Raw genomic sequence first — 26,934 nt, 5'->3', positions numbered from 1 at the left:
AGGGATGCGGGGGGTCGCCGGAAACGGCGGCCCTTTTCGTATTCAGCGCTTTTTAAGTTTGCATCCGCATGTTTGACGTCAAAGGCACTTCGCGGGATTCGGAACGGCGCAGAATTGACTCAGGTCGTCGCACGTTTCGGCTCCGGTCGTCTAAAGGGCTTTTCAGAATGGCGCATTTGCGTCATTCTGGCACGGTAGTGGAGTTTGAGTGGCCGGCGCGGGGGCGCTGGCGGCGGGTGGGAGACTAGCGATCATGCGTTTGCATTTGATCGTAGCGTTTGTTGTTTCCATTCTTGTGGGTGCGCCGCTCGCGCCCCAGCCAGCCACGGCCGCCAGCCTCGTTGCGGTTCCCAAATATGCGGCGATCCTCGTCGATGCGGACAGCGGCGAGGTGCTTTATGCGCGCAATCCCGACGAAGCGCGCCATCCCGCTTCGATTACCAAGGTGATGACGCTCTACCTGACGTTCGACGCGCTCGAGCGCAAACAGCTGAAGCTGACCGATCAGGTCTATTTTTCGGCCAATGCTGCGGCGCAGCCGCCCTCCAAGCTCGGTGTGCCGCGCGGCGGCTGGATCACCGTGGAGCAGGCGATCCGCGCGCTCACTACCAAGTCCGCTAACGACGTCGCCGTTGCGCTCGCCGAACGGCTCGACGGTTCGGAGGTCGTCTTCGCGCGCGCCATGACCGAGAAGGCAAAGGCGCTCGGGATGAACAGCAGCGCGTTCTTCAACGCCTCGGGCCTGCCGAACGCCGCGCACCACACGACCGCGCGTGATCTCGCCACGCTTTCAAAGGCGCTGATCCGCGATTTTCCCCAGTATTATCCGTATTTCTCGGAGCAGCAGTTCAACTTCCAGGGCACGGTGATGCCCAACCATAACAAGCTGCTCGGCAAGTTCGTGGGCCTCGACGGGATCAAGACCGGCTACACCAATGCCTCCGGCTTCACGCTCGCCGCGTCGGCGGTGCGGGATGGGCGCCGGCTGATCGCGGTGGTGCTCGGCGCGCCGACGTCTGCCGCGCGCAACGCCAATATCGAGGCGCTGCTGGCTTCCGGTTTCGATGTGATGAAGAAGCGTCGGCAGGGCGAGCACCTGACGGTCGCCATGTCGATGAACGAAGTGCCGCAGATGCTGGACTTCCAGCAGGCGGTGATGGAGCAGGGATCGTCCGATGACGTCAGCGTCTGGCGCAGCGCGATCCGCAGCGACCAGACGCCGACACCGCCGGCGTCACCACAGGCCGCGGCTCACTCCGGCAAGAAATCCGGCACCGACAAGTAACGCTCGCCGGTGTCGTAGTTGAAGCCGAGCACGCGGTGCTTCGGGTTCTTTTCGAGGTGCTGGCGGATCGCGGCGAGCGTCGCACCCGACGAAATTCCCACAAGCGTCCCTTCTTCGCGCGCGGAGCGGCGGGCCATTTCCTTGGCGTCGTCCGGCGCGACCTGGATGATGCCGTCGAGCAGCGCCGTATCCATCACGCCCGGCACGAAGCCCGCGCCGATACCCTGGATCGGGTGCGGGCCCGGCTGACCGCCCGAGAGCACGGGCGAAAGCGTAGGCTCCACGGCATAGACCTTGAGGCCGGGCATCTTGGGCTTCAGCACCTTGGCGCAGGCGGTGATGTGACCGCCGGTACCGACGCCGGTGATGATGGCGTCGAGCCCGTCCGGGAAATCGGCGAGGATTTCCTGCGTCGTCGTCTTCACGTGCGCGGTGACGTTCGCGGGGTTCTCGAACTGCTGCGGCATCCATGCGCCGGGGGTCGAGCCGACGATCTCCACGGCACGCTCGATGGCGCCCTTCATGCCTTTTTCGCGCGGCGTCAGGTCGAAGGTCGCGCCGTAGGCGAGCATGAGCCGGCGGCGCTCCAGCGACATCGATTCCGGCATCACGAGGACAAGGCGGTAGCCTTTGACGGCGGCGACCATCGCAAGGCCGATACCCGTGTTGCCCGAGGTCGGCTCCACGATCGTGCCGCCCGGCTTCAGCGCGCCGGAAGCCTCCGCGTCTTCGATCATCGCGAGTGCGATGCGGTCCTTGATCGAGCCGCCGGGGTTAGCCCGCTCCGATTTCACCCAGACCGAAGCGTCCGGCCCGAACAGGCGATTCACCCGGATGTGCGGCGTGCCGCCGATCGTTTCCAGTATGCTTGCTGCCTTCATGTCGATCTCTCCTTGAATGCGCCCGGAACATCAAAACTATCGGCTCGGCGAAGCTCTGGAAAGCGCCAAGCCCAGAGTGCGGTAATTACAATCGTGCCGATGCCGCCGATCACCACGGCCTCGATAGGGCCGAACCACGCGGCGGTGAGGCCGGATCGCGCCTCGCCGAGCTCGTTGGAGGCCGAGACGAACAGCATCGAGACCGAAGACACACGGCCGCGCATCGCGTCCGGCGTGTAGATCTGGATAAGCGAGGTGCGCACGTAGACGCTCACCATGTCCGCCGCGCCGAGCACGCCGAGCGCGCCGAGCGAGAGCCAGAGGTCGCGCGACAGGCCGAAGACGACAATGGCGATGCCGAAGATCGCGACACACACGAACATCTTGATGCCGACATGCCGGACGAGTGGCCGCCGCGAGAGCCAGAGCGCCACGATCGCTGCACCTACTGCGGGCGCGGCACGCAGGTGGCCGAGGCCTTCCGGGCCGACCGCGAGAATGTCGCGTGCGTAGACGGGCAGCAGCGCTGTCACGCCGCCGAGCAGCACGGCGAAGAGATCGAGCGAGATCGCGCCCAGCACGATCTTGTTGTCGCGCACATAGCGCAGCCCGTTCATCACCGATTCGAGCGGGTTCGCCGTGGCTTCGGTTTCGGGCAGCGGCACGCGCGAGATGAGGAACATGGCGATGAGGCTGATGGTGAGCATCGCGGCCGAGACGACAAGCGGTGCGGCGGGGTTCGCCGCATAGAGATAGCCACCCATCGCCGGGCCGCCGATCGCGCCGACCTGCCAGCCGATCGAGTTCCAGGCGATCGCGGTCGGCAGCATCCGCACCGGCACGAGGTTGGGTGCCAGCGCCGAAAGCGCCGGCGAAGCGAACGCGCGCCCGACGCCGAGCAATGCCGCCACGACGAACAGCGCGGGGATGCTGATGCCGCCCGTCAGTTCCAGCGCGCCGAGGCCCGCCGCACACAGCATTTCAAGCGCGAGCGCCCCGCGCACGATGTAGCGGCGGTCCACACGGTCCGCGATGTAGCCGACGACGAGCGACAGCACGAACAGCGGCAGGAACTGCGCAAGGCCGACCATGCCGAGCAGGAACGCAGCCTCGCGCTCCGGCATCGTCTCACGCGCGATGTCGTAGACCATCCAGCCGATCACGATGACGAGGATCATCTGAGACGTCGTCGAGGCGAGCTTGGTGATCCAGAAGTAGCGATAGTCGGGTATCGCGAAGACGGACGTTCTATCTTCGGCTTCGGCGGCGTTCATGGCGATGCGCTTAGACGGCTGCAGGGCTTTGTGCAAAGCAGAGAAACTCATGTCAGCACGGGAAAAACTTCATTCAGGGGTTAACCCGAAATTATCCATGAATCGTCGAGGGTAGGGCATGATCGAGCGTGGACCGTCTCTGGCGGAAATCATCGGCGTGAAGCTGGCGGGCCTGTTTCGCGCCCGTCCGCACCATAGGGCATTGCCGCCCGTTCTCGCGCAGCCCGCTCCGCGTGCCTTGCGTTCCATGCCTGCAGTTGCGCCCTGTGACGCCGACGACAGGCTGATTGCGGCCTACCGCGACCTGCTGCGGATGCCTGCCTGAGATGCCGATCGGGTGGCCGACCCGGCGCAGCATCCGTTCCGCGCGAGCGGGCTTGACCGGGAGCAGCCTTGCGCGGATGACCACCACACGATGACGATAAGCACCGACTCCCGGTTTCCGGCCAGCACAGAGGATCTTCCTGATCCGATCGAGTGGCCGCGCCTGCCCGGTGCGCAGCGCCATATGGCGCTGGTGATCGCGGGCGCGGTGCTGCTCGGCCTCGTTTCCACCGTGCTCGTCGGCTGGGCGATGGATTCGTGGGAGATCGCCTCGCTTTACGGCGCGATGATCCTCGCGTCAGCGGTGGTCGCTTATTTTTCGGCGCTCGGCAGGGCGCGGCGCGGTGTCGGCGGCGTCGACTGGACGATGATGCGCACCGCGCTCGATTCGCGCAGCGACGCGCTCGCCGTTACCGACGCGGAGGGCAAGCTCGTCTGTGCGAACGCCGCCTATGGCACACGCTGCGACGGCTATCCTTCGCCCTTCGATCTCGCGGGCGAGGACGAAGCGAGCCGCGGCCGCCTTGCCAACATTGCCGAGCAGGCGAGGCGCGACGGCAACGGCTTTGCCGAGATCGAACAGACCGTCAGCGGCGCACGGCGCAAACTGCGCGTGTCGGTGCGGCCCGCGGATACGGCGCGGAACTATCTCTTGTGGACGCTCCGGCGCGGCACCGCCGAGAAGGCGATGGACGACACGGTCGCGCTGCTCGAAGGCCCGGCGGGCATCTGGCTCGGCAGCGCCGGGCTGATGGTCGTGATGGCCGACCCCTCCGGTGAGATCATCGCCGCGAACGGCGCCTTCAAGAACGCCATCACCGGCACCGCAGGGCGCGTGCCGACCAACCTCGTCGATATTCTGGAGGCGGGGGAGGACGGCGCGCGGCGCATGAAGACCGGCGGCGGCGCGAACATTCCCGTGCGCCTCATCGAACTTCCACTCGGCAACCAGAAAGAGGCGGGCACAAGCGCCTACGTATTCCTGATCCTGCGCGAAGGCAGTGCGGCGGCAGAGGCCGTGACGCCTGTGCCCGACAGCCTGCCCGCGCTGCTTTCGGTGCTGCCGATCGGGCTTGCGCTCGCCGATCGCGACGGCCGCTTCACGTTCATGAACGAGAGCTTCGCGGCCATCGCAGGCGTCGAGGAGGGGAGCGAACTGCGCTACCCGAGCGATCTCGTCGTCGATGAGGACAAGACGATGGTGTCGGATGCGGTGCGCCGCGCCGCCGCCTCCATCGAGCGCGCGCGCGACCTTCGCGTGCGGCTGAAGCACAAGCCCGAGGAGCCCGTTGCGTTCACCGTCGGCAAGGCGCCGGGCGCCGGCGGCCCTGCCGTCGTGCTGTCGCTGAAGGACAATCAGGAGCAATTGAAGCTCGAAAAGCAGATCGCGCAGGCGACCAAGATGCAGGCGGTGGGCCAGCTCGCCGGCGGCGTCGCGCACGACTTCAACAACATCCTCACAGCCGTGATCGGTTACTGCGACCTCATGTTGCTCCGCCACACGCCGGGCGACAGCGACTTCGACGACATCAACCAGATTCGCCAGAACGCGAACCGTGCCGCGAACCTCGTGCGCCAGCTCCTCGCCTTCTCGCGCCAGCAGACGCTGCGACCGCAGCTTATCCACGTATCGGACATCGTCGGCGAACTCAGCCATCTTTTGAAGCGCCTGCTCGGCGAGACGGTGACGCTCACCGTGAAGCATGGCCGCAGTCTCGCGCCGGTGCGCGCCGATCCCGGCCAGATGGAGCAGGTGATCGTCAACCTCGCGGTGAACGCGCGCGACGCGATGCCCGACGGCGGCGAACTCACGATCTCGACCTTTGCGGTTTCGGCCCGCGAGGCGAAGAAGCTCGACCGCGAGGGTATGCCTTCGGGAGAATATGTCGCGATCGCCGTGAAGGACACGGGCACCGGCATTTCGCCCGAGATTCTCGGCAAGATCTTCGAACCGTTCTTCACCACCAAAGAGGTCGGGCGCGGCACCGGCCTTGGGCTTTCCACGGTGTACGGCATCGTCAAGCAGTCGGGCGGCTACATCTTTGCCGACAGCGTCGTTGACGGCGGCACCACCTTCACGATCTACCTGCCCGCGCAGGAAGCGCTGCCGGAGGCTGCGACGGCCGCAGCGGGCGAGGACGGCGGTGATCCTTGGGGGCAGGGCAAGATTCTGCTCGTGGAGGACGAGGCGATGGTCCGCGCCGTCGCCGAGCGCGCATTGACGCGCAAGGGCTACGAGGTACTGACCGCCGGGCACGGTGAGGAGGCGCTGGAGATTCTGGAACGTATGCCAGAGGGCGTCGACCTGCTGATTTCCGACGTGGTAATGCCCACGATGGACGGGCCGACGCTCGTCCAGCACGCGCGAAAGACGTTCCCCGATCTCAAGATCATCTTCATGTCGGGCTACGCCGAGGAACAGCTTCGGAAGTCGATCGACGTTCCCGATGTCGCGTTCCTTGCCAAGCCGTTCTCTGTGCAGGAGCTTTCCGACAAGGTGCGGCACGAGATCGCCCGCGGCAAGGCGCGCACGACACCCGAAGCAGCTACAGCCAAGTAAAGAACGAAAATAGAACAAAAATGCTTGCGCGTGCGGAACAAACCACGTACACGATCCTTCATTGAAACGGCTTCGTCAGCCCACTAGGAGGGACCGGACAATGGCATCAGCGCTTCGGGTGGTGGAATCAGGCATGGATAAGCAAAAGGCTCTCGACGCGGCTCTGGCGCAGATCGACCGGGCATTCGGCAAAGGCTCGGCAATGAAGCTCGGTCAGCGCGACGCGCTTGAGATCGAAGCGATTTCGTCGGGTTCGCTGGGGCTTGACCTCGCGCTTGGCGTCGGGGGTTTCCCGCGCGGTCGCGTCATCGAGATCTACGGCCCGGAAAGCTCGGGCAAGACGACGCTTGCGCTCCATGCCATCGCCGAGGCGCAGAAGGGCGGCGGCACGGCAGCGTTCATCGATGCCGAACATGCGCTCGATCCGGTTTATGCGAAGAAGCTCGGCGTCGACGTCGACAACCTCATCGTCTCGCAGCCCGACACGGGTGAGCAGGCGCTGGAGATCACCGACACGCTGGTGCGTTCGAACGCCATCGACATCCTCGTTGTCGACTCGGTTGCCGCGCTTGTGCCGCGGGCGGAAATCGAAGGCGAGATGGGCGACAGCCATGTCGGCCTGCAGGCGCGCCTGATGAGCCAAGCACTGCGCAAGCTCACGGGATCGATCAGCCGCTCGCGCTGCATCGTCATCTTCATCAACCAGGTGCGCATGAAGATCGGCGTCATGTACGGCAACCCGGAAACGACGACGGGCGGCAATGCGCTCAAGTTCTACGCGAGCGTTCGTCTCGACATTCGCCGCACCGGCCAGATCAAGGACCGCGACGAAATCGTCGGCAACGCGACACGCGTGAAGGTGGTGAAGAACAAGGTGGCGCCGCCGTTCAAGCAGGTCGAGTTCGACATCATGTACGGCGAAGGCGTCTCCAAGGTCGGTGAAATCCTCGATCTCGGCGTCAAGATCGGCATCGTCGAGAAGTCGGGCGCGTGGTTCAGCCACGATTCGACCCGCATTGGGCAAGGCCGCGAGAACGCCAAGCAGTTCCTGCGCGACAATCCCGAGATGCGCGAGAAGATCGAAAAGGCGATCCGCGACAATGCCGCCGGCATTTCCGAAGCCCTGCTCACCGCAGGCCCCGATGTAGACAGCGACGAATAGGCGGCCCTTCCCAGCGTCCCCGCCGAGGCCGCCCCCAGGGCGGCCTCTTTCGTTTCCGGTACAGAAGCTACTTGCCGATGATCTTGCCGCGAGGCACCGTCTGCGATGGGAGGGAAAAGGGACCGGAGCACGAAATCTCATGCTCCGGCCAGGGACGATCCGACGGCCGAGGGAGGGTGGGAGGCCGAAACGGACGAAACCGGGAGGGAAAATCACCGGTCTTTCATTCTTTATTGCGTTTAATTCGCAATATCAAATCTTATCTTCACTCCAAAGCTCCATCAGGCCGCCAGCGCCTGCTTGACGACCGCGTCCGCAAGCGTCCCGTTGAGTTCGGCGAGATGGTCGAACGTCGCCGTGAATGTGGCAAGACCCTGGCTCATCGCGCGGAGTTCAGCGCCGAAGCCGTGGAGTTCGGCTTCCGGCATCAGCGCTTCGATCACGTCCCAGCGCGACCAGCCCTCGCGCGGGTTGATGCCCAGCATCTGCCCGCGATGGCTGGCGATGCTCGACGTGATACGCGAGGTTGCGCTGCCCGGCGCTTCGATGGTCACACGCGCCACGGGTTCGAGCAGGTGCGGCGCGCACGCCGCGAGCGCTTCGCCCATCGCGATGCGCCCCGCCGTACGAAATGCCAGTTCCGAGCTGTCGACCGAGTGGTAGGAGCCGTCGGTCAGTGTCACCGCAATGTCCACGACAGGGAAGCCAAGCGGCCCACGCTCTATCGCATCGCGGATTCCAGCCTCGACCGCGGGGATCCATTGTTTCGGGATCGCGCCGCCGGTGATGCGGTCGTTGAACGCAAAGCCTTCGCCGCGTCCGCGCGGGGCAACCTCGATCACCACGTCGCCGAACTGGCCGTGTCCACCCGACTGCTTCTTGTGACGCCCGCGCTGCGTTGCGCTGCGCCGGATCGATTCGCGGTAAGGAATGCGCGGCTGCTGCGCGTCCACGGCCACAGAATAGCGCCGCTTGAGGCGTGCGAGCACCATGTTCAGGTGCTCGTCGCTGAGTCCGCGCAGCAGCATCTCGTGTGTTGCCGCGTCCTGGTCCCAGGCAAGGCCCACGTCTTCCTCAACGAGTTTGTGGAGCGCGGTGGAAAGCCGCACGTCGTCCTTCCGGTCGCGCGTCGCGATCGCGAGCGCATGGCCGGGCACCGGCCGCGCGATATCCGCGTTGTGTCCGCGGCCTGCTGGAGAGACGACATCGCCCGCCGCGATCGTGTCGACCTTCGCGATGGCCGCCACGGCACCGGGCGGCACGCTCGCTGTCTTCCCGAGCTTGTCGCCGAGCACGCCGAACAGTGCCCCCGCGCGCACCGGGTTGCCGTCCCGGTCGCGAAGCTCGCCGCCTTCGGCAAGCCCGCCGAACGCGCGTGCATAGACGAGCCGTCCCGCGGCGTTGCCGTGCGCGACCTTGAAGGCAAAGGTGCCGCCGTCCGCACCAAGCCGCTTGGCGGCAGCGGCGGGTGAGGGTGTTTCATGGCGCAGCATCTTCAGAAGCCGTCGCACGCCGTGATCACCCTGCGCTGATCCGAACAACAGCGGCACAACGAAGTTTTCGCCCGTTTCGCGCGATAGGTCGCCGAACACCATCGCCGCGTCCGGCGCTTCGTCCATCAGCAGCTTTTCCAGAAGCGCGTCGTCGTGGTCTGCAAGCTGCTCGAGCATATGAAAGCGCTCCGCTGACTCGCGCTCGGCGAGTGCGGCGGGCATTTCGATGCGCTCCGATGCTTTGCCGGGCCGATAGTGGAAGGCGCGTTCGAGCGCGAGATCGACGAAGCCGGTGATCGTCTCGCCCTCTCGTATGGGGATCTGCCGCGCTAAGATGGGCTTCGCGCTCATCGGCTGCAGCGCTTCGAGAAGGTCGCGGATGCGCCCACGCGCGGACTCGATCTTGTTGACGAAAATCGCGTGCGGCACGCCCAGCGCTTCAAGCTGACGAAGCGCGGGTTCGGCGAGCGCTGCGCGTGCCGGATCGGGATCGATCACCACCACCGCGAGGTCCGCGGCTGCCACCGCCAGCAGCGCGTCGGGCGCGAAGCCGGGCGCACCGGGCGCATCGAGCAGCGCGAACGCATCGCCGAGATAATCGAAGCGGGCGAGATTGAGTTCGGTGGAGCCGCGACGCGCGCGCGCTTCCGGCGAGGCATCGCCGACGCTCGTTCCGGCCTCCACGCTGCCTTGCCGCGGGATCGCGCCCGCCGTGAACAACATCGCTTCTGCAAGGCTCGTCTTGCCCGCGCCCGCCGGGCCGACGAGCGCCACCACCCTGACAGGTTTGCTGGTCTCCAAGGTCAAAGCCGTCATGTCACGATCTCCCCATGCTGGTTGCCCATACTGGTTGATCGCCGCCCGGTTTCGGCCTCGTGCATTGGGCCGGCAACGCGTGCGGCACAACATCGCCAGCGTCTGCCTGTTGCGCCGTGAGCGCAAGGGGGAATGGTCGCGCATGCCCGTCATTCTGTCGCCTTGAGTAGAGCGCGGTCCTCGACTACATGCTCGCCATGACCTCCACGAACGACATACGCCGCTCATTTCTCGACTTTTTCGGGGGCGAGGGGCACATGCGCGTGCCTTCCGCGCCGCTGGTGCCGCAGAACGACCCGACGCTGATGTTCGTGAACGCGGGCATGGTGCCGTTCAAGAACGTGTTCACCGGCCTTGAGACGCGCCCCTACAGCACCGCGGTGTCCAGCCAGAAGTGCGTGCGCGCGGGCGGCAAGCACAACGATCTCGACAATGTCGGCTATACGGCGCGGCACCATACGTTCTTCGAAATGCTGGGGAATTTTTCTTTCGGCGATTATTTCAAGGAACGCGCGATCACCCTCGCGTGGACCCTCATTACCAAGGAATGGGGCATCTCGCCGGACCGGCTGACGGTGACCGTCTACCATACCGACGACGATGCCTTTGCGCTGTGGAAGAAGATCGCCGGGCTGCCCGACAGCCGCATCATCCGCATCGCCACCAAGGACAATTTCTGGGCAATGGGCGATAACGGCCCGTGCGGGCCGTGTTCGGAGATTTTCTTCGATCACGGCGATCACATCCCCGGCGGTCCTCCCGGCAGCCCGGACGAGGACGGCGATCGCTTCGTCGAGATCTGGAACCTCGTGTTCATGCAGTACGAGCAGGAGGCGGGTGAAATCGTGCGCGACCTGCCGCGCCCGTCGATCGACACCGGCATGGGGCTGGAGCGCGTCGCCGCCGTGCTGCAGGGCACGCACGACAATTACGAGATCGACCTGTTCCAGGCGCTGATCGGCGAAACCGCCGAGATGACGAAGACCGATGCGAAGGGCCCGATGTCGGCCTCGCACCGTGTCATCGCCGATCACCTGCGCGCCAGCGGTTTCCTGGTGGCGGACGGCGTGCTGCCGTCGAACGAGGGCAGGGGCTATGTGCTGCGCCGTATCATGCGCCGCGCCATGCGGCACGCGCATCTGCTCGGCGCCAAGGATCCGTTGATGTACCGGCTCGTGCCGTCGCTCGTCAGCCAGATGGGTGCGGCCTTCCCCGAATTGACGCGCGCGCAGCCGCTGATCGAGGAGACGCTGAAGCTCGAGGAAACGCGCTTCCGGCAGACGCTGGAGACGGGTCTCCGTCTGCTCGACGAGGCGACGGCGGGGATGGGCGAGGGCGCCGTGCTGCCCGGCGAGACGGCGTTCAAGCTCTACGACACCTACGGCTTCCCGCTCGATCTCACCGAGGATGCGTTGCGCCGTCAGGGCCAGTCGGTCGACAAGGCCGGGTTCGACACGGCGATGGCCGCGCAGAAGGCCGCGGCGCGCGCCGCCTGGGCCGGTTCCGGCGCACAGGCTGACGAGGGCGTGTGGTTCGACATCGCCGAGGAATTCGGCGCGACCGAGTTCACCGGATACACGTCCGACACTGCGCAGGGCGAGGTAATCGCCATCGTCAAGGACGGCGCGCGCGTGGATGCAGCCGCCGCCGGTGACACGGTCGTCATCCTCACCAACCAGACGCCGTTTTATGGAGAATCCGGCGGCCAGACCGGCGACGCGGGAACGATCACGGCGGGCGGCCTCAAGGCCGTTGTCGAAACGACGTCGAAGCCGCTCGGCAAGCTTCACGCGCATCAGGCACGCATTGCCGAGGGCAACGTGCGCGTCGGCGATGTCGTCCAGCTCGATGTCGATGCCGCACGCCGCGACCGTATCCGCGCCAACCATTCGGCGACGCACCTGCTGCACGCGGCGCTTCGCAATCGGCTCGGCGCGCATGTCACGCAGAAGGGGTCGCTCGTCGCGGAAGATCGCTTCCGTTTCGATTTCAGTCACCCGAAGGCGCTGACGCCCGAAGAAATCGCGCTCGTCGAGGCGGACGTCAACGCGCAGGTGCGCGGCAATGCGGCGGTGAACACGCGCCTGATGAGCCATGCCGACGCGATCGAAGCCGGCGCGATGGCGCTGTTCGGCGAGAAGTACGGCGACGAGGTGCGCGTGCTTTCGATGGGCCGCAATGTGGAAGCGGATTATTCGGTGGAGCTGTGTGGCGGCACGCATGTGCGCGCGCTCGGCGACATCGGCCTCGTCAAGATCATCAGCGAAAGCGCGGTGTCTTCCGGCGTGCGCCGTGTCGAGGCACTGACTGGCGAGGCTGCTCGGCTTTATCTGCAAGGGCAGGAAGACCGGCTGCGCGAGGCCGCCGCGATGTTGAAAGTGGCGCCCGCCGAGCTTCCGACACGTGTGCAGGCGCTCGTCGAGGAACGCCGCCGGCTCGAGCGTGAGCTCGCCGACGCCAAGAAGGCGTTGGCGCTTGGTGGTGGCGCGGGTGCCGCTCCCGCCGCGGAAGCCGAAGACGTGGCGGGCACGAAGTTTGTGGCGCGCGTCGCCGATGGGCTGGACCCGAAGGATCTGCGCGGCGCTGTCGATGAGGCGAAGAAGCAGGTCGGCTCGGGCGTTGCCGCGATCGTGGCGGTGAACGAGGGCCGTGCGAGCATCGCCGTCGGCGTCACGGATGATCTGATTGCACGCTTCAACGCGGTCTCGCTCGTGCAGGCGGGCGTCGCGGCGCTCGGCGGCAAGGGCGGCGGCGGGCGCCCGGACATGGCGCAGGGCGGTGGCCCTGATGGCGACAAGGCGGCGGATGCCATCGCGGCGGTGAAGGGTGCGCTCGCGGCGTAACGCCGACTTCCGGTTGTGTGTCTACCGGCTACTCAGCCGTTTCCTCGCCCCGGCGCAATCGTGATGCGGCCTTCAGCGGTTCGCGCATAAGGTCCGGTACCATCGCCTTGATCTTGTTGCGTTTGATCTCGCGCATTTCGTGGATAGAGGCGATCACGAGACCCATCGGGCGGCCGATATCGACCAGCACCGCTTCGGCAAGCTGCAAGGAGGACTCAAGCGTTTCCGGCACAGCATCGGTTGCACCGGCCTTGTAGAGCTGAGCCGCGTGCTCCGCGTCCTTGGCGCGTGCAATGATACAGAGATCGGGATGTGCGGCGCGTACGCTGCGGGTTGTAGCCACAAGCTGGACGGGGTCGTCCATCGTGAGCACGATCGATCGGGCCTGCGCGAGGCCGAGGTGATCGAGAAGGCCGGGGCGCGCAACGTCGCCGAAAACGATCTCGTGTCCGCGTTCGCGACCGATTTCGACCATGTCGATGTCCGCATCGACAATGACGAAAGGCTGCTCATGGCGGGTCAGCATGTCGGCGACCATCTGTCCGACGCGCCCGTAGCCAGCGATGATCGTGCGCCCGCCGCTCCCTGAAGCTTCACGTGTGATTTCGGGCGGGGGCGCTTCCACGCGCCGCGCGGTATCGCTGCCGATCCGGGCAAGGAGCGGGGTCGCGGTGAGGCCGACAGCGGTAACGATCTGCCAAAATGCAGCCGTATCAGCGTCGATAACACGGGCCTGAAGGGCGGCCGCAAGCACGATCAATGTCGTTTCGGACGGTGAGGCCATGAGCAGGCCGATGTTCGCGGCGAGGCCGCGCGGCGCACCCCAAAGACGGAGCAGGCCGCCCGTTACCAGTGACTTGACCAGAACCACGCCAACGATGGCTATGATAAGCAGCATCCAGTACTGAACGATGATCTCGAAATCGATGCTCATGCCGATCGTCATCAGGAAGATGCCGAGTGCGAGGTTCTTGAACGGCTCGATCGTGACGTCCACCTGCATTCGGTATTCCGTCTCGGCGATGGCAAGGCCGGCGACGAGCGCACCAACGATAGGAGACAGCCCTGCAGCGCTCGTGGCAAGGCTGGCGGCCATCACCACGACGAGCGCGACAGCGAGGAACAGCTCCGGACTCTTGGTGCGCGCCGCTTGCCGCAGCAGGCGCGGCAGCAGGAACTTGCCGAGGACGAGGATGACGGCCACCACAAAGCCGCCGAGTGCCACGGTTTTCAATAGGTTGCCGGGATTATCGCTGCCGGGAAGCGGGCTGATGACGCCAAGCATGAAGATGATCGGTACGATTGCCAGATCTTCGAACAGCAGCATCGAGAACGCGGGTTTGCCGATCGCGCTGCGTGTGCCTGTCATCGGCAGCACAAGCGCAGTCGATGATAGCGCAAGTGCGAAGCCGAGCGTCAGCGCCACGCTCATGCCCATCGGCGTGAACTCGAAAAGCAACAGGCCGATCACCATGCCGGAGATCACGAGCTCGGCGGGACCGAGCAGGAACACCAGCCGCCGCAAATCCCAGAGTCTTCGGAAAGACAGTTCGAGGCCGATGGAGAACAGCAACAGGATGATGCCGAATTCGGCGAAGGGCTCGATGATATCGCGGCTGCTGATCGAAACGTAATTGATCCACGGCGCAATGCCCGCGAACCGCCCGAGGCCGGACGGCCCGAGCAGCAAGCCTACGATGATAAAACCGATGACTGGATTGACCCGCAGCCGGTGGAATGCGGGTATAACGAGCCCGGTCGCGCCGAGGATGACGAGCGCATCACGGAACGCGGGCGAAAAGAGCGGATCTGTGGCCACGGCGGCATCCTAATGGGGCCGCCGCCACGGCGTCAGCAGAAAAGCGCGTAAGGCGCTAGAATTCCTTGCTCATCGCGGCGTCGAGGTTCTCCACGATCTTCTCGAAGAACTGTTCGGTCGTCATCCACGCCTGATCGGGGCCGATGAGGAGCGCGAGATCCTTCGTCATGTGGCCCTCTTCGACCGTCTCGACGCAGACGCGCTCGAGCAGTTCGCCGAATTTGGTGACATCCGGCGTGTTGTCGAGCTTGCCGCGGTGCTTGAGGCCGCCCGTCCAGGCGAAGATCGATGCGATCGGGTTCGTCGAGGTCGCCTTGCCCTGCTGGTGCATACGGTAGTGGCGCGTCACGGTGCCGTGCGCAGCCTCCGCTTCCACGGTCTTGCCGTCCGGCGTCATCAGCACCGAGGTCATCAGGCCGAGCGAACCGAAGCCCTGCGCGACGGTGTCGGACTGCACGTCGCCGTCGTAGTTCTTGCAGGCCCAGACGAACTTGCCGCTCCACTTCAGCGCCGAGGCGACCATGTCGTCGATCAGGCGGTGTTCGTAGACAATGCCAAGCTTGTCGAACTGTGCCTTGAATTCCTTGTCAAAAACCTCCTGGAACAGGTCCTTGAAGCGGCCGTCATAGGCCTTGAGGATCGTGTTCTTGGTGGAAAGGTACACCGGCCATTGGCGCGCGAGGCCATAGTTGAGTGACGCACGCGCGAAATCGCGGATCGAATCGTCGAGGTTGTACATGCCCATGGCGACGCCCGCGGTGGGGAACTCGAACACTTCGTGCTCGATCGTCTCGCCGTTCTCGCCCGTCCACTTCATGGTGAGTTTGCCGGCACCCGGCACCAGGAAGTCGGTGGCCTTGTACTGATCGCCGAATGCGTGGCGACCGATGACGATGGGGTCCGTCCAGCCCGGCACGAGTCGCGGCACGGACTTGATGACGATCGGCTCGCGGAACACGACGCCGCCCAGAATGTTGCGGATCGTGCCGTTCGGCGACTTCCACATCTTCTTGAGGTTGAACTCTTCGACACGCGCCTCGTCGGGTGTGATCGTCGCGCACTTCACGCCGACGCCAAACTCCTTGATGGCGTTCGCGGACTGCACGGTCACCTTGTCGTCGGTGGCGTCGCGGTTTTCGATGCTGAGATCGTAATACTTCAGGTCGACGTCGAGGTAGGGGAGGATCAGGCGCTCGCGAATCCACTGCCAGATGATCCGCGTCATCTCATCGCCGTCGATCTCGACGATGGGGTTCTGCACCTTGATCTTCGCCATCGATACCTCTTGGTTCGTGTATGGGTTTTTTACTCGCGCACGCTCTTGGCGGAAACGAAGGCCAAGATCAACAGGCGCGGGGGCGGCAAAGGCGCTCTCCGCCCGCTTTCTCTCAACCTGCGCGTTGTCATCGCCCGCGCGCAGGGGCTAAAGATAGGTGCATGAACGACACGACACCCCCCGAGCCGCCAGTGACGCCACCCGTAACGCAGCCTGCGCCCGCCGCTGCGGCGCCCGCGCCTGCGCCCGCTGAACCGGCGGCGACCTACAAGTTTCCGCCCTCGATTCACCCGGACGGCAACAAGTTCGTGGTGCTCGCGGCGGTGCTCACCGGATTCTTCTGGTTTATCGCGGACTGGAACATCCTCGGCTGGCTCTCGGCGGGGCTCACCGTCTGGACGTTTGCTTTCTTCCGTGATCCCGCGCGTGTCACGCCCGAGGGGGCGGGGCTCGTTGTTTCGCCTGCCGACGGACTTGTGTCGCAGATCATGGAGGTTCCGGCGCCGCGCGAGATTTCCGGTAGCGAACGCGGCATCGGCGAGGGAACCTTCACGCGCGTTTCGATTTTTATGAGCGTGTTCGATGTCCATGTGAACCGCTCTCCGATCGCGGGTACGCTCCGCGACATCGTCTACGTGCCCGGCAAGTTCCTGAACGCCGAGCTCGACAAGGCGAGCGAGCACAACGAACGTCAGTATTTCGTCGTTGAGGGCGCCGATGGGCGCCGCATCGGCTTCACGCAGATCGCCGGCCTCGTCGCGCGGCGGATCATTAAGTTCGTGAACACGGGCGAGAGCGTCGGTGCAGGCCAGCGCGTCGGTCTCATCCGCTTCGGCAGCCGTGTCGACGTGTTCCTGCCCGCAGGCACCGTCCCCACTGTCGCGGTCGGCCAGCGCGCCGTTGCCGGCGAAACCGTGATCGGCCGTCCCGGCGCCCCAGGTGAGCGGCTACGCGGCGTCAGCCAGTGAAGGTCGATCACGAGCCGCCGCGCAGGCTGAAGCGGGTGATCCCGATTCGGGTGCTGATCCCGAACGCCATCACCATTGCCGCGCTCTGCGCGGGGCTCACCTCCGTTCGTCTTGCCATCGCCGGGGATTTCGACCGCGCGATCCTCGCGATCGTCGTAGCGGGTGTGCTCGACGGTATCGACGGGCGCGTCGCGCGCTTGCTGAAGGGCGCGAGCCGCTTCGGCGCCGAACTTGATTCGCTGTCCGACGTCACCGCCTTCGGCGTCGCGCCTGCGCTCGTCATCTATTTGTGGACGCTGGAGCAGCTTCCAGGCGCGGGCTGGATCGTCGCGCTCGCCCATGCCGTCTGCTGTGCGCTGCGGCTCGCGCGTTTCAACGCCAACCTCGACGTCAGCGACCAGCCGCACAAGAAGCACGGCTTCCTCACCGGTATTCCCGCGCCGGTAGGTGCGGGGCTGACTCTGAGCCCGATGTTCCTCTACTACTGGCTGGAGCCGACCCGTTTCGCGCATTATTCGGAGGTCGGCACTGCCGTGACCGCCGTCGTCGTCGGCACGGTCGCGTTCCTGATGGTCTCGAACCTGCCGACCTATTCGTGGAAATCGGTGCGCATCCGCCCCGAATACCGGATCATGGCACTCGTTGGCGTGGCATTGTTCGCAGGTGCGCTGCTTTCCGCGCCGTACATGACGCTCTCGCTGATCTCCGTGGTCTACGCCGCCACGATCCCGATGGCGATCCTGTCGTACCGCAAGGTCAGGCGGCAAGCGGCAGCGGCTGCCATTCCCGATACCGCGGAGCCGAGCACGGACGCGGCGTCGGCTCAACCGCCGTCACCAGACGTTCCGTAATCACGACATCGATTTCGCCGCGAAGCGCACGCGCAATGGCGACGCGTGCATCCGCGAACATGTGAGCAACCACGGCGAGGCTTACGAAAAGCAACAGGCTTGAAAGCGTGGCAGAGAGCATGAAGGCCATGTTTGAACCCCTTTTGTTCTTCTCATGTTCGCTTGTTCCATATTTGTTCTCTCGTTGTCAAGAGGGCCTCTTGTCAGCGCTGGATTGATCGGCGGCAGGGCTCCGGCTAGCCTCCCGCCGCTCTTTGGGAGGAGTCATCATGTTAGGCGGAATGCAGGACTGGCCGCTGCTGGTCTGGAAACTCATTGATCATGCGGCGCTCAATCACGGCTCGCGCGAGATTGTCACCGCGCTTGTGGAAGGCGGCGAAGCCCGTTCGAACTGGCGCGAGGTGCGCGAACGCGCGCTCAAGGTCGCGCAGTCCCTAAGCCGTCTCGGCATCCGGCTCGGCGACCGCGCGGCGACGCTCGCGTGGAACACGCAGCGCCACGTGGAGTGCTGGTACGGCATCTCGGGCATGGGCGCGGTCGCGCACACCGTGAACCCGCGCCTGTTCGAAGAGCAGATCGTTTACATCATCAACCACGCGGGCGACCGCGTGCTGTTCTTCGATCTCACCTTCGCGCCGCTCGTCGAGCGCATCGCGCCGAAGCTGAACACGGTCGAGCACTATGTGCTGATGACGGGGCGTGCGCATCTGCCCGAAACGAGCATCCCGAATCTTCTCGTCTATGAGGACCTGATCGCGGCGAGCGACGGCGATTTCGAATGGGCGAATATCGACGAACAGACGCCCGCCGGGCTCTGCTACACCTCGGGGACGACCGGCAATCCCAAGGGCGTTCTCTACACGCACCGTTCGAACGTGCTCCACACGCTCGGCGCCAATTCGGCGGATGCCCTCGGCCTCACGTCTTCGACATCGATCCTGCCGGTGGTGCCGATGTATCATGCGAACGCGTGGGGCGTGCCCTATGCCGCCGCCGCCGCAGGCGCCAAGCTGGTGATGGGCGGCGCGCATTTTGATGCGCCGACGCTGCATGGCCTCATCCTGCGCGAGAAGGTGACGCTCACCGCCGCGGTGCCCACGGTGTGGCTCGCGATGCTCCAGCACCTCGAAAAGACCGGCGAAGGACTCGGCGAACTTAAGCGCGTGGTCATCGGCGGCTCGGCCGTGCCGCGCTCGATGATCGTCGATTTCAAGCAGAAGTACGACGTCACCGTCTGCCACGCCTGGGGCATGACAGAGATGTCGCCGCTCGGCACGCTCGGCTCGCTTTCCGCCGAGGCGCTTGAAAAGCCGCAGGAAGAGCAGTTCGATATCCAGACCAAGCAGGGCCGCTCGATCTTCGGCGTCGAGATGAAGATCGTGGACGACAACGGCAACGAGATGCTGCGCGACGGCAAGGCGTTCGGCCACCTGATGGTGCGCGGGCCCTGGATCGTGCGCGAATATTATGCGGGCGATGGCGGTCACGTGCTCGACGCCGACGGCTGGTTCGATACAGGCGACGTCGCCACAATCGATGCTTCCGGCTACATGCAGATCACCGACCGCGCGAAGGACGTGATCAAGTCCGGTGGCGAGTGGATCAGCTCCATCGAGCTCGAAAACGAGGCTGTCGGCCATGCCGCAGTGGCGGAAGCGGCGGTGATCGGCCTGCCGCACCCGAAGTGGGACGAGCGGCCGCTGCTCATCATCGTGCCAAAGGCGGGAACAAACCCGAGCAAGCAGGAGCTTCTCGATCACCTCGAAGGCCGCGTCGCCAAGTGGTGGATGCCGAACGACGTCGTCTTCGTGGAGGAAATTCCCCACACGGCAACGGGCAAGATCCAGAAGCTGACACTGCGCCAGCAGTTCAAGGACTACCGCTTCCCGGACGCAGCCTAGAATAGCGAGAACTGCTTGCCGCGCGGGCTGAACAGGTCGGTGCGGAGCGGGACGTCGCGGCGGGTGAGGCCGAATCGGCGGAGTCCGGCTTGAAACCGAGCGCGGATCATCGCGGCATAGGCGCCCTGCGGCCTGAAGCGCGCGTGGAAGTCGCCCTCGTTGTCCTTGCCGCCGCGCATCTCGCGGATGTGCGCCAGCACGCGTGCGGCGCGGTCCGGCATGTGGGCATCGAGCCAGGCACGGAAGATCGGCGAGACCTCGTGCGGCAAGCGGATGAGGATCATCGAGGCCATGTCCGCGCCCGCCTTCGCCGCGGCTTCGAGGATCGCCTCGATCTCGTGGTCGTTGATCGCCGGGATCAGCGGGGCGAGCGATACGGAAACGGGCACGCGCACTTCGGCGAGCGCCTTCACCGCCGCGATGCGTCGGTGCGGGGCAGTCGCGCGCGGCTCCAGCGTCTTCGCGGTTTCGGGATCGAGCGTGGTGACGGACACCATCACGGCGGCAAGACCGCGCTCCGCCATCGGGGCGAGGATATCGATGTCGCGCATCACCCGCGCGGATTTGGTGGTGATCATTACCGGGTGATTGGTCTCGGACAGAATTTCGAGGATTTTCCGTGTGGTGCTGTATTTTCCTTCTACGGGCTGGTAGGGGTCAGTGTTGGTGCCGAGCGCCATGGGGCGGCATTGGTAGCGCGGATTCTCCAGTTCCTTCCTCAGCAGCTCGGGTATGTTTTTCTTCACCGTCAGCCTGCGCTCGAAGTCGAGGCCCGGCGAGAGGCCGAGGTACGCGTGTGAGGGCCTGGCGAAACAATAGACGCAGCCGTGCTCGCAGCCGCGATAGGCATTTATGGAACGGTCGAAGGGAAGGTCGGGCGAGGTGTTGCGCGTGATCGCGGTGCGAGGCGTTTCGTAGCTGATCTCCGTGCGGAACGGCGGCAAGTCGTCCTCGGCTACGGAGTCCAGCCAGTCGCCGTCCGCCTCGCGCGCCATATCGTCGAAGCGGGTGCTGATCGTGTTCAGGGTTGCGCCGCGCGCGGCGTTGACGCGTCTCGACATTGACAAATCATGCGCGTCGTTTAAGAACAAATCAAGAACAATTAGGGGAACGACGATGGCGCGCTTCAACTATGTGGAACTGCCGACGCGCGATATCGCGAAGGCCAAACGCTTCTATGCGGACGCATTCGGGTTCAAGATCAACGACTTCGGACCGGATTATGCCGCGACGGTGACGGGCGATACGGACATCGGCTTCAACGCCACGGGCGAGCACGTGACCGCGCATCTGCTGCCGGTGATCGAGGTCGATGACCTTGAGGCCGTGCGGAAGGCAGTGATCGCGGCAGGCGGTACGATCAGCCTGGACATCTTCCCGTTTCCGGGAGGCCGTCGCTTCCACTTCTTGGATCTCGAAGGGCACGAGCTTGCGGCCGTGAAGAGCGACTAGGGCGGATCGCCATTCAGAAGATGAGGTGCCGAAAATGGTGGATTTCTGTGACCCGGAGCGGAGCGTACTAAAGGTACGTGAGCACCGGAAGCGCGGAGAGCCACCATTTGCAGGCCGTCAGAGCTGAATGGCGATACGCCCTAGCGCTCCTGCAGCCTCGGCATCAGTTCTACGAAGTTGCAGGGGCGGTGGCGGCTGTCGAGCTGGGTAGCGAGAATGCCGTCCCAGCCGTCCTTCACTGCGCCCGTGGAGCCGGGCAGGGCGAAAATGTAGGTGCCGCGCGCCACTCCCGCCGTGGCGCGGGACTGCACGGTGGACGTGCCGATCGACTGGAAGCTCAGCCAGCGAAAAAGTTCGCCGAAGCCCGGAATTTCCTTCTCGCAGACCTCGGCAAGCGCTTCGGGCGTGACGTCACGGCCTGTGACGCCGGTGCCGCCGGTGGTGATCACACAGTCGATCTCCGGGTCGTCGATCCACGCCGCGAGCTGCTCGACGATGGTGCCAACGTCGTCCTTCACGATCTCCCGTGCTGCAAGCATATGCCCTGCACCCTCCAGCCGCTCGACAAGCGTGTTCCCCGAGCGGTCGTCGGCGAGGGTGCGCGTGTCGGAAACAGCGAGCACGGCGATGCGGACGGGAATGAACGGCAGGCTTTCGTCAATCGGCATCGAGTTTCGCTTTCACGGCGAGAAGATCGGCCCACGCGAGGCGCTTCGCGTCGGGCTGGCGGAGCAGGAACGCCGGGTGTAACGTCGGCATAAGGGGGTAATCCGCGCCTTCCACGGCAAGCGTACGCCACTGGCCGCGCAGCCGCATGATGCCGGTGACGTCACCTGTCAGCGCGCGCGCGGCGCAGGCGCCGAGCGCGACGATCGCCTTTGGGCGCACCAGAGCAATGTGGCGGCGGACGAACGGCATCGTCGTCTCCACCTCCGCCGGGGTCGGCGTGCGGTTGCCGGGCGGACGCCAGAAGGTGACGTTGGTGATGTAGGTGCTGGTGCGGTTGCGGCCGATCGCCGCGAGCATACGGTCGAGAAGCTGGCCCGCGGGGCCGACGAACGGCAGGCCCATGCGGTCCTCCTGCGCGCCGGGGGCTTCGCCGATCAGCATGAGGTCGGCCTCAGGGTTGCCGTCCGCGAACACGGTACTGACGTTGCCGGCGCGAAGCGGACAGCCTTCGAACACCTCGACGGCGTGGCGCAGCTCGGCGATCGTGGTCGCGGCGGCGGCGGCCGGCAGGGTGGCAGTGCTGGCCCGCAGCACAAGCTCCGGCTCGGGCGCGGCTTCCGGGATCTCCCGCGTCTCGACGCGCATTGGAGGCGTGCGCCAGTCGCGCGGGGTCGCTTCGACGAGCGTATCGACGCCCGCCTCGACCCACCAGCCGAGCGTGGCCAGCAGTTCGTCGCGCTCGCTCCCCTCCAACACTCGCATGTCCCTCAACTCTTCAATCCGCTCTGGCCAAGCCCGGCCTTGCGACCTATCAAACCCGCCAAAACCATTATTGTGTCGTATGCCATAAGGCGCGCGGCTAGAGTTGCAAACGGGGGAAAGGAAAGGAAGCCATGAGCGAACGCGAATCGATGGCCTATGACGTCGTCATTGTCGGCGGCGGACCGGCGGGTCTCGCGTCGGCGATCCGGCTGAAGCAGCGCGCACAGAAGGCAGGGCAGGAGATTTCGGTCTGCGTGCTCGAAAAGGGCTCGGAGATCGGCGCGCATATCCTTTCGGGCGCGGTGTTCGATCCGCGCGGGCTCGATGAACTGCTGCCGGACTGGCGCGAGATGGACGGTCACCCGATGACGGTCGAGGTGTCGTCAAACCACCACTGGATTCTGACGAAGAACCGGAAGTTCGACTTCCCGCATATCCTGCTGCCGCCGTTCATGGACAATGACGGCTGCTACACGGGCAGCCTCGGCAACCTCTGCCGCTGGCTGGGTTCCCAGGCGGAAGCGCTCGGCGTCGAAATCTTCCCCGGCTTTCCGGCCTCCGAGGTTCTGTTCGACGAGAATGGCGCCGTGCGCGGGGTGGCCACCGGTGACTTCGGGATCGCGCGCGACGGAAGCCGCAAGCCATCGTATCAGCCGGGCCTCGAACTTCATGCGAAATATACGTTCTTTGCCGAAGGGGTGCGCGGCCATCTGACCAAGCAGCTCAAGAAGCGGTTCTCACTTGATGCGAACAGTGAGCCGCAAGTCTATGGAATCGGGATTAAAGAGCTGTGGGATGTCGATCCCGACAATCACGACGAGGGCGCTGTCATCCATACGCAGGGCTGGCCGCTCGACGATGCCAACGGCGGCGGTTTCATCTATCATCAGGCGAACAACCAGATCGCTCTCGGCTTCGTCACGTGGCTCAATTACCGCAACCCGCATCTCTCGCCGTTCCACGAAATGCAGCGCTGGAAGACGCATCCGGCGATCGCGAAAATGCTGAAAGGCGCCCGCCGCGTCTCTTACGGCGCGCGCGCGATCAACGATGGCGGTTATCAGGCCGTGCCGAAGCTGGTGTTCCCCGGCGGCGCGCTCGTCGGCTGCGCGGCGGGTTTCGTCAACGTGCCGCGCATCAAGGGCTCCCACACCGCGATCAAGACCGGAATCATGGCGGCGGACGCGGCGTTTGAAGCGGTGACCGCCGGACGCGCGCAGGATGAACTTTCCGCTTACACCACCGCTTACGATGAAAGCTGGGTGAAGAAGGAACTCTTCATCGTCCGTAACACGCTCCCGCTTGTCGAAAAATTCGGCAATTTCGTCGGGACGCTGCTTGCCGGGGCGAGCATGTGGCTCGAACAGTACGGCATTCGTCTGCCATTCACGATGAAGCATCACCCGGACAACGAACAGCTGTGGCGCAAGGAGCACTGCAAGAAGCCGGACTATCCGAAGCCCGACGGCGTGCTGACGTTCGATCGCCTCTCCTCGGTATTCTTGTCGAACACGAACCACGAGGAGGACCAGCCGGTCCACCTGCAGCTGAAAGACCCGTCGATCCCGATTTCGTACAACCTGCCGCTCTACGACGAGCCTGCCCAGCGCTATTGCCCGGCCGGTGTCTACGAGGTGATCGGCGAGGAGGAAGGCAATCCGCGCTTCCAGATCAATGCGCAGAACTGCGTCCACTGCAAGACGTGCGACATCAAGGATCCGACGCAGAATATCAACTGGGTCACGCCCGAAGGCGGCGGCGGTCCGAACTATCCCAACATGTAGCGAGAGTCCCATGCGTGCAGCCGTAGCCTTCCTACTCGCATCCGCGCTTGCGGCGCCGGCGGCGAAGGCGACCATGATGCCGGTGAAAGAAGCGGACTACGGCAGCTACGTGCAGGGGCACCTTGCGCTCGCGAACGGCGAACTCGGGCGCGCGGCGGACTATTTCGCGGGCGCGCTCACCTATGCGCCCGACGATCCGCAACTGCTGCGGCAGACCTTCGACCTTGCCATCGCGGCGGGCGACGAGGCGCTTGCCGTGGGTGTCGGCGAGCGGCTGGCGCGGCAGGACCGCTTCGACAGTGGCGTCACGCTGCTGCTCGTCGCGAACGCCATCAAGACGCGGAAATGGACCGAGGCGCGCGAGGCGACGGCGCGGCTCACCGATGCGGGCTTCGGCAGCTTCATCGTGCCGATCATCGACGCCTGGATCGCCGAGGCGCGCGGCAAAACTGCCGAGGGTATCCGCAAGCTCGACGCTGAAAAGCTCGATGGCTTCGCGCGCACCTATGTGCTGGAGCACCGTGCGCACCTGCTGTTCCGTGCGAAGCGCTATGCGGAAGCAGCTGAAATCTATGACGAGCTGACCAAGGACGACGGCGGCCGCAATGTGCGTATGCGCATCGCTGCTGCACGCGCGTTGCAAGCGGAAAAGCAGCCCGAAGAAGCGCTGAAGCGGCTGACGGAGTCGGCAGGGCACACCGATGTGGAGACGGCGAAGGCCGCGCTTGCCGCGGGCACGCCGATCGTCGGCATTCCCGCGAACGCCAGCGAGGGCGTCGCGCTGCTCGCGCTGCGCATGGCGGCCGATCTCTCACGCGAACGGCCGATCCCGGTTGCACTCACGCTGGCGCGCATCGCGACGATGCTCGCGCCCGATCAGGCTTCGGGCTGGCTGCTGACGACCGAACTTCTTGCATCTTCAGAGCGTTACGAGGCGGCACTCGATGCGGTTCGCAAGGTGCGCGGCAGCGACGACGAGAAGGCGATGGCGCTGGGGCAGGAGGCGGCGATCCTCGCGCGCCTCGACCGCGAACCCGAAGCGATGCAGCTTCTGGAAAATGCCGCAAACGCACCAGGTGCCCGCGCCGAGGATCTGGCGCGCTACGGCGATGCGCTGCAATCGGCGAAGCGCTTCCTCGATGCCGCCGCTGCCTACGACAAGGCGCTTGCGCTCGGCCCGGCAGACGCGTCGATCGTCTGGCGGCTGCATTTCCTGAAAGGCTCTGCGCTCGAGCAGGCCGGCAAGTGGCCCGAGGCGGAAGCGTCGCTGCGCGAGGCGATCCGGCAGCAGCCGGGCGACGCGACGCTGCTCAATTATCTCGGATACGCCCTCCTCGATCGCGGGCTTTCGAAACCGGAGGCACGCCTCCTGATCGAGAAGGCGCACGGGCTCGCGCCGGAGGACGGCTACATCACCGATTCGCTCGGCTGGGCTCAGTATCAGGCGGGCGAATATGCGGCCGCCGCCGCAACGCTGGAGCAGGCAGTCGCGGCAGTTGCCGACGATCCCGTCATCACCGAGCACCTCGGCGATGCCTACTGGATGATCGGCCGCCGTATCGAGGCGCGCCACCGCTGGAAGGCCGCACTCGACGCCGGGCCGACGCCCGAGCGCAAGGGGACGCTCGAGGCCAAGTACGACTACGGCCTCGATCTCGCGCTGAGGGATACGGCGAAGAAGTGACCGGCGAAGCCGCCGCCGAAACCGGCTGGGCGAAGATCAACCTCGCGCTCCACGTGCGCCGCCGCCGCGCGGACGGTTACCACGACATCGAAACGATCTTCGCATTCGCGGATTTCGGCGATCGTCTATCCGTGCGTGCGGCCGATGACGTCACGCTGACCATCCGCGGCCCGTTCGGCGATGGCTTGCCCGCGGACGAGAGCAATCTCGTGATGCGTGCGGCACGCGCGCTTGCCGGCGCTCACGGGGTCAGAGCTGGTGCGGCGCTCACGCTCGACAAGCGCCTGCCGGTCGCCTCGGGCATCGGCGGCGGTTCAGCGGACGCGGCAGCAGCGCTGCGTCTCCTGAACTGCTTCTGGGGAATCGACACCGATGAAGCGGCGCTGTGCGGAATCGCCGCGTCGCTTGGCGCGGACGTGCCCGCCTGTGTCGGCAGCCGCACACAGCGCGGCGACGGGGTGGGAGAGCAGCTTCGCACGCTCGCCGACGACGATGTGCGCGACAAAGCCGTACTGCTCGTCAATCCAGGCGTACCGCTTGCGACTGGCCGCGTGTTCGCGGCATGGGACGGCATCGACCGGGGCGCGCTTGCAAGCGGCCCGTCGCTTGCCGCCGCGCACGAGGGGCGAAATGATCTGGAAGCGCCTGCGATTTCGCTCTGCCCCGTGATCGGCACGGTGATCGCCGCGCTCGCGGCTCGGCCGGGCGCGACGCTCGCGCGCATGTCGGGCTCGGGCGCCACATGCTTCGCGCTGTTTGATACGGATACGGATGCCGAAGCGGCCCGCGCCGCCATCGCGGCCGCGTATCCTGACTGGTGGACGGCAGCGGGCAGACTGCGCTGACTGTCCCGAAACGGGGCGGGCGGCACAGAATCGCCAAAATGACGTCATTCACAAGCCATTGATTTAAAACAATTGATGTTCTGGCACTGCCCTTGCTGAAGCAAGGCTGGCAGCGCGAGGATGTCTGTATGGACAGGCCCCGCAGCTTTCGGTCTGGGTCGATTGCCTGAGCTGACCCACACCGAGAAACTGACGGCGGAACGCATTGAGTTTGCGTCCGCCGTTTTTTTTTGTGCGCCAAGCGCCTATAGCGGCTTGCTGAAACAAGGCGGAGCGACATCGACC

20 protein-coding genes are annotated in these 26,934 nt (G+C 65.1%); 12 read left to right on the top strand and 8 right to left on the bottom strand.

Translation table 11 applies throughout. From position 1 onward, the window contains the following. Positions 1-253 precede the first annotated feature (253 nt). The gene (locus ACE3TJ_RS01575) at positions 254-1,285 is read left to right on the top strand and encodes a D-alanyl-D-alanine carboxypeptidase family protein (RefSeq protein ID WP_374593195.1); all 1,032 of its coding nucleotides are present in this window, start codon (positions 254-256) and stop codon (positions 1,283-1,285) included. Here the strand turns inward: ACE3TJ_RS01575 and cysK are convergent. Both cysK and ACE3TJ_RS01565 read right to left on the bottom strand, forming a co-directional pair. Continuing rightward, a complete protein-coding gene (cysK, locus tag ACE3TJ_RS01570) occupies positions 1,252-2,166 on the bottom strand; it encodes a cysteine synthase A (protein WP_374593193.1) in 915 nt (304 codons plus the stop codon). The two genes, ACE3TJ_RS01575 and cysK, sit on opposite strands and share 34 nt — an antisense overlap. Beyond that, positions 2,163-3,440: an MFS transporter gene (locus tag ACE3TJ_RS01565; protein ID WP_374593191.1), complete on the bottom strand. Its 1,278-nt coding sequence runs from the start codon at positions 3,438-3,440 to the stop codon at positions 2,163-2,165. The genes cysK and ACE3TJ_RS01565 overlap by 4 nt, the downstream gene beginning before the upstream one ends. Before the next feature lie 118 nt (positions 3,441-3,558). Here ACE3TJ_RS01565 and ACE3TJ_RS01560 point away from each other — a divergent pair, with 118 nt between their 5' ends. The 3 genes from ACE3TJ_RS01560 (at position 3,559) to recA (ending at position 7,486) form a co-directional block, all read left to right on the top strand. Beyond that, positions 3,559-3,765 carry a hypothetical protein gene (locus ACE3TJ_RS01560; RefSeq protein ID WP_374593189.1) on the top strand — a complete coding sequence of 69 codons (207 nt, stop codon included), beginning with the start codon at positions 3,559-3,561 and terminating at the stop codon, positions 3,763-3,765. Positions 3,766-3,855: 90 nt separating this feature from the next. Next, complete coding sequence (locus tag ACE3TJ_RS01555) at positions 3,856-6,324, top strand: ATP-binding protein (RefSeq protein ID WP_374593187.1); 2,469 nt, start codon at positions 3,856-3,858, stop codon at positions 6,322-6,324. Between the two features lie 100 nt (positions 6,325-6,424). Then, entirely contained in the window at positions 6,425-7,486 is a 1,062-nt protein-coding gene (recA, locus tag ACE3TJ_RS01550) for a recombinase RecA (RefSeq protein ID WP_374593185.1), read from the top strand. Positions 7,487-7,767: 281 nt separating this feature from the next. Here recA and ACE3TJ_RS01545 read toward each other — a convergent pair whose 3' ends face one another. Continuing rightward, positions 7,768-9,795, bottom strand: coding sequence for an elongation factor G (locus ACE3TJ_RS01545; RefSeq protein WP_374593183.1), 2,028 nt, complete (start codon positions 9,793-9,795; stop codon positions 7,768-7,770). 197 nt (positions 9,796-9,992) lie between these two features. On the opposite strand from ACE3TJ_RS01545, the gene alaS reads away from it, so the two are divergent. Further along, complete coding sequence (alaS, locus tag ACE3TJ_RS01540; RefSeq protein WP_374593181.1) at positions 9,993-12,638, top strand: alanine--tRNA ligase; 2,646 nt, start codon at positions 9,993-9,995, stop codon at positions 12,636-12,638. A 28-nt stretch (positions 12,639-12,666) separates the two neighbouring features. Here the strand turns inward: alaS and ACE3TJ_RS01535 are convergent, their stop codons facing one another. Together ACE3TJ_RS01535 and ACE3TJ_RS01530 are read right to left on the bottom strand one after the other, a co-directional pair. Continuing rightward, the gene (locus tag ACE3TJ_RS01535; protein WP_374593179.1) at positions 12,667-14,457 is read right to left on the bottom strand and encodes a cation:proton antiporter; all 1,791 of its coding nucleotides are present in this window, start codon (positions 14,455-14,457) and stop codon (positions 12,667-12,669) included. Between the two features lie 55 nt (positions 14,458-14,512). Next, positions 14,513-15,733, bottom strand: a complete 1,221-nt coding sequence (locus ACE3TJ_RS01530) for an NADP-dependent isocitrate dehydrogenase (protein WP_374593177.1) — start codon at positions 15,731-15,733, stop codon at positions 14,513-14,515. Between the two features lie 161 nt (positions 15,734-15,894). Between ACE3TJ_RS01530 and ACE3TJ_RS01525 the strand changes: the two genes are divergently transcribed. The 3 genes from ACE3TJ_RS01525 (at position 15,895) to ACE3TJ_RS01515 (ending at position 19,453) form a co-directional block, all read left to right on the top strand. Beyond that, positions 15,895-16,701, top strand: a complete 807-nt coding sequence (locus ACE3TJ_RS01525) for a phosphatidylserine decarboxylase (protein WP_374593175.1) — start codon at positions 15,895-15,897, stop codon at positions 16,699-16,701. Beyond that, positions 16,698-17,552: a phosphatidylcholine/phosphatidylserine synthase gene (locus ACE3TJ_RS01520; RefSeq protein ID WP_374593173.1), complete on the top strand. Its 855-nt coding sequence runs from the start codon at positions 16,698-16,700 to the stop codon at positions 17,550-17,552. Before ACE3TJ_RS01525 ends, ACE3TJ_RS01520 begins: the two co-directional genes overlap by 4 nt. A gap of 269 nt (positions 17,553-17,821) precedes the next feature. Beyond that, positions 17,822-19,453, top strand: coding sequence for a long-chain-fatty-acid--CoA ligase (locus tag ACE3TJ_RS01515; RefSeq protein WP_374593171.1), 1,632 nt, complete (start codon positions 17,822-17,824; stop codon positions 19,451-19,453). Here ACE3TJ_RS01515 and ACE3TJ_RS01510 read toward each other — a convergent pair. Beyond that, positions 19,450-20,514, bottom strand: coding sequence for a PA0069 family radical SAM protein (locus ACE3TJ_RS01510; RefSeq protein WP_374593169.1), 1,065 nt, complete (start codon positions 20,512-20,514; stop codon positions 19,450-19,452). The two genes, ACE3TJ_RS01515 and ACE3TJ_RS01510, sit on opposite strands and share 4 nt — an antisense overlap. A 55-nt stretch (positions 20,515-20,569) precedes the next feature. Here ACE3TJ_RS01510 and ACE3TJ_RS01505 point away from each other — a divergent pair, with 55 nt between their 5' ends. Then, the gene (locus tag ACE3TJ_RS01505; RefSeq protein ID WP_374593167.1) at positions 20,570-20,905 is read left to right on the top strand and encodes a VOC family protein; all 336 of its coding nucleotides are present in this window, start codon (positions 20,570-20,572) and stop codon (positions 20,903-20,905) included. Positions 20,906-21,045: 140 nt separating this feature from the next. Here ACE3TJ_RS01505 and moaB read toward each other — a convergent pair whose 3' ends face one another. Both moaB and ACE3TJ_RS01495 read right to left on the bottom strand, forming a co-directional pair. Continuing rightward, positions 21,046-21,573, bottom strand: a complete 528-nt coding sequence (gene moaB / locus ACE3TJ_RS01500) for a molybdenum cofactor biosynthesis protein B (protein WP_374593165.1) — start codon at positions 21,571-21,573, stop codon at positions 21,046-21,048. Beyond that, positions 21,563-22,336 (bottom strand): uracil-DNA glycosylase, encoded by a 774-nt coding sequence (locus ACE3TJ_RS01495; protein WP_374593162.1) that lies wholly within the window; start codon positions 22,334-22,336, stop codon positions 21,563-21,565. The genes moaB and ACE3TJ_RS01495 overlap by 11 nt, the downstream gene beginning before the upstream one ends. A 131-nt stretch (positions 22,337-22,467) precedes the next feature. Here ACE3TJ_RS01495 and ACE3TJ_RS01490 point away from each other — a divergent pair, with 131 nt between their 5' ends. Genes ACE3TJ_RS01490 through ACE3TJ_RS01480 form a run of 3 tightly spaced genes read left to right on the top strand, consistent with a single transcriptional unit; the run spans position 22,468 to position 26,649 of the window. Continuing rightward, positions 22,468-24,120 carry an electron transfer flavoprotein-ubiquinone oxidoreductase gene (locus ACE3TJ_RS01490; protein WP_374593160.1) on the top strand — a complete coding sequence of 551 codons (1,653 nt, stop codon included), beginning with the start codon at positions 22,468-22,470 and terminating at the stop codon, positions 24,118-24,120. A gap of 10 nt (positions 24,121-24,130) precedes the next feature. Next, positions 24,131-25,804 (top strand): tetratricopeptide repeat protein, encoded by a 1,674-nt coding sequence (locus ACE3TJ_RS01485; protein WP_374593158.1) that lies wholly within the window; start codon positions 24,131-24,133, stop codon positions 25,802-25,804. Next, positions 25,801-26,649 (top strand): 4-(cytidine 5'-diphospho)-2-C-methyl-D-erythritol kinase, encoded by an 849-nt coding sequence (locus ACE3TJ_RS01480; RefSeq protein ID WP_374593157.1) that lies wholly within the window; start codon positions 25,801-25,803, stop codon positions 26,647-26,649. Before ACE3TJ_RS01485 ends, ACE3TJ_RS01480 begins: the two co-directional genes overlap by 4 nt. The last annotated feature ends 285 nt before the right edge of the window (positions 26,650-26,934 follow it).

The organism is Sphingosinicella sp. (assembly GCF_041916975.1).
Classification (GTDB): Bacteria; Pseudomonadota; Alphaproteobacteria; order Sphingomonadales; family Sphingomonadaceae; genus Sphingosinicella.
Note: the sequence above shows the minus strand (reverse complement) of the source record. Positions and strands in the feature narration are given on the sequence as shown.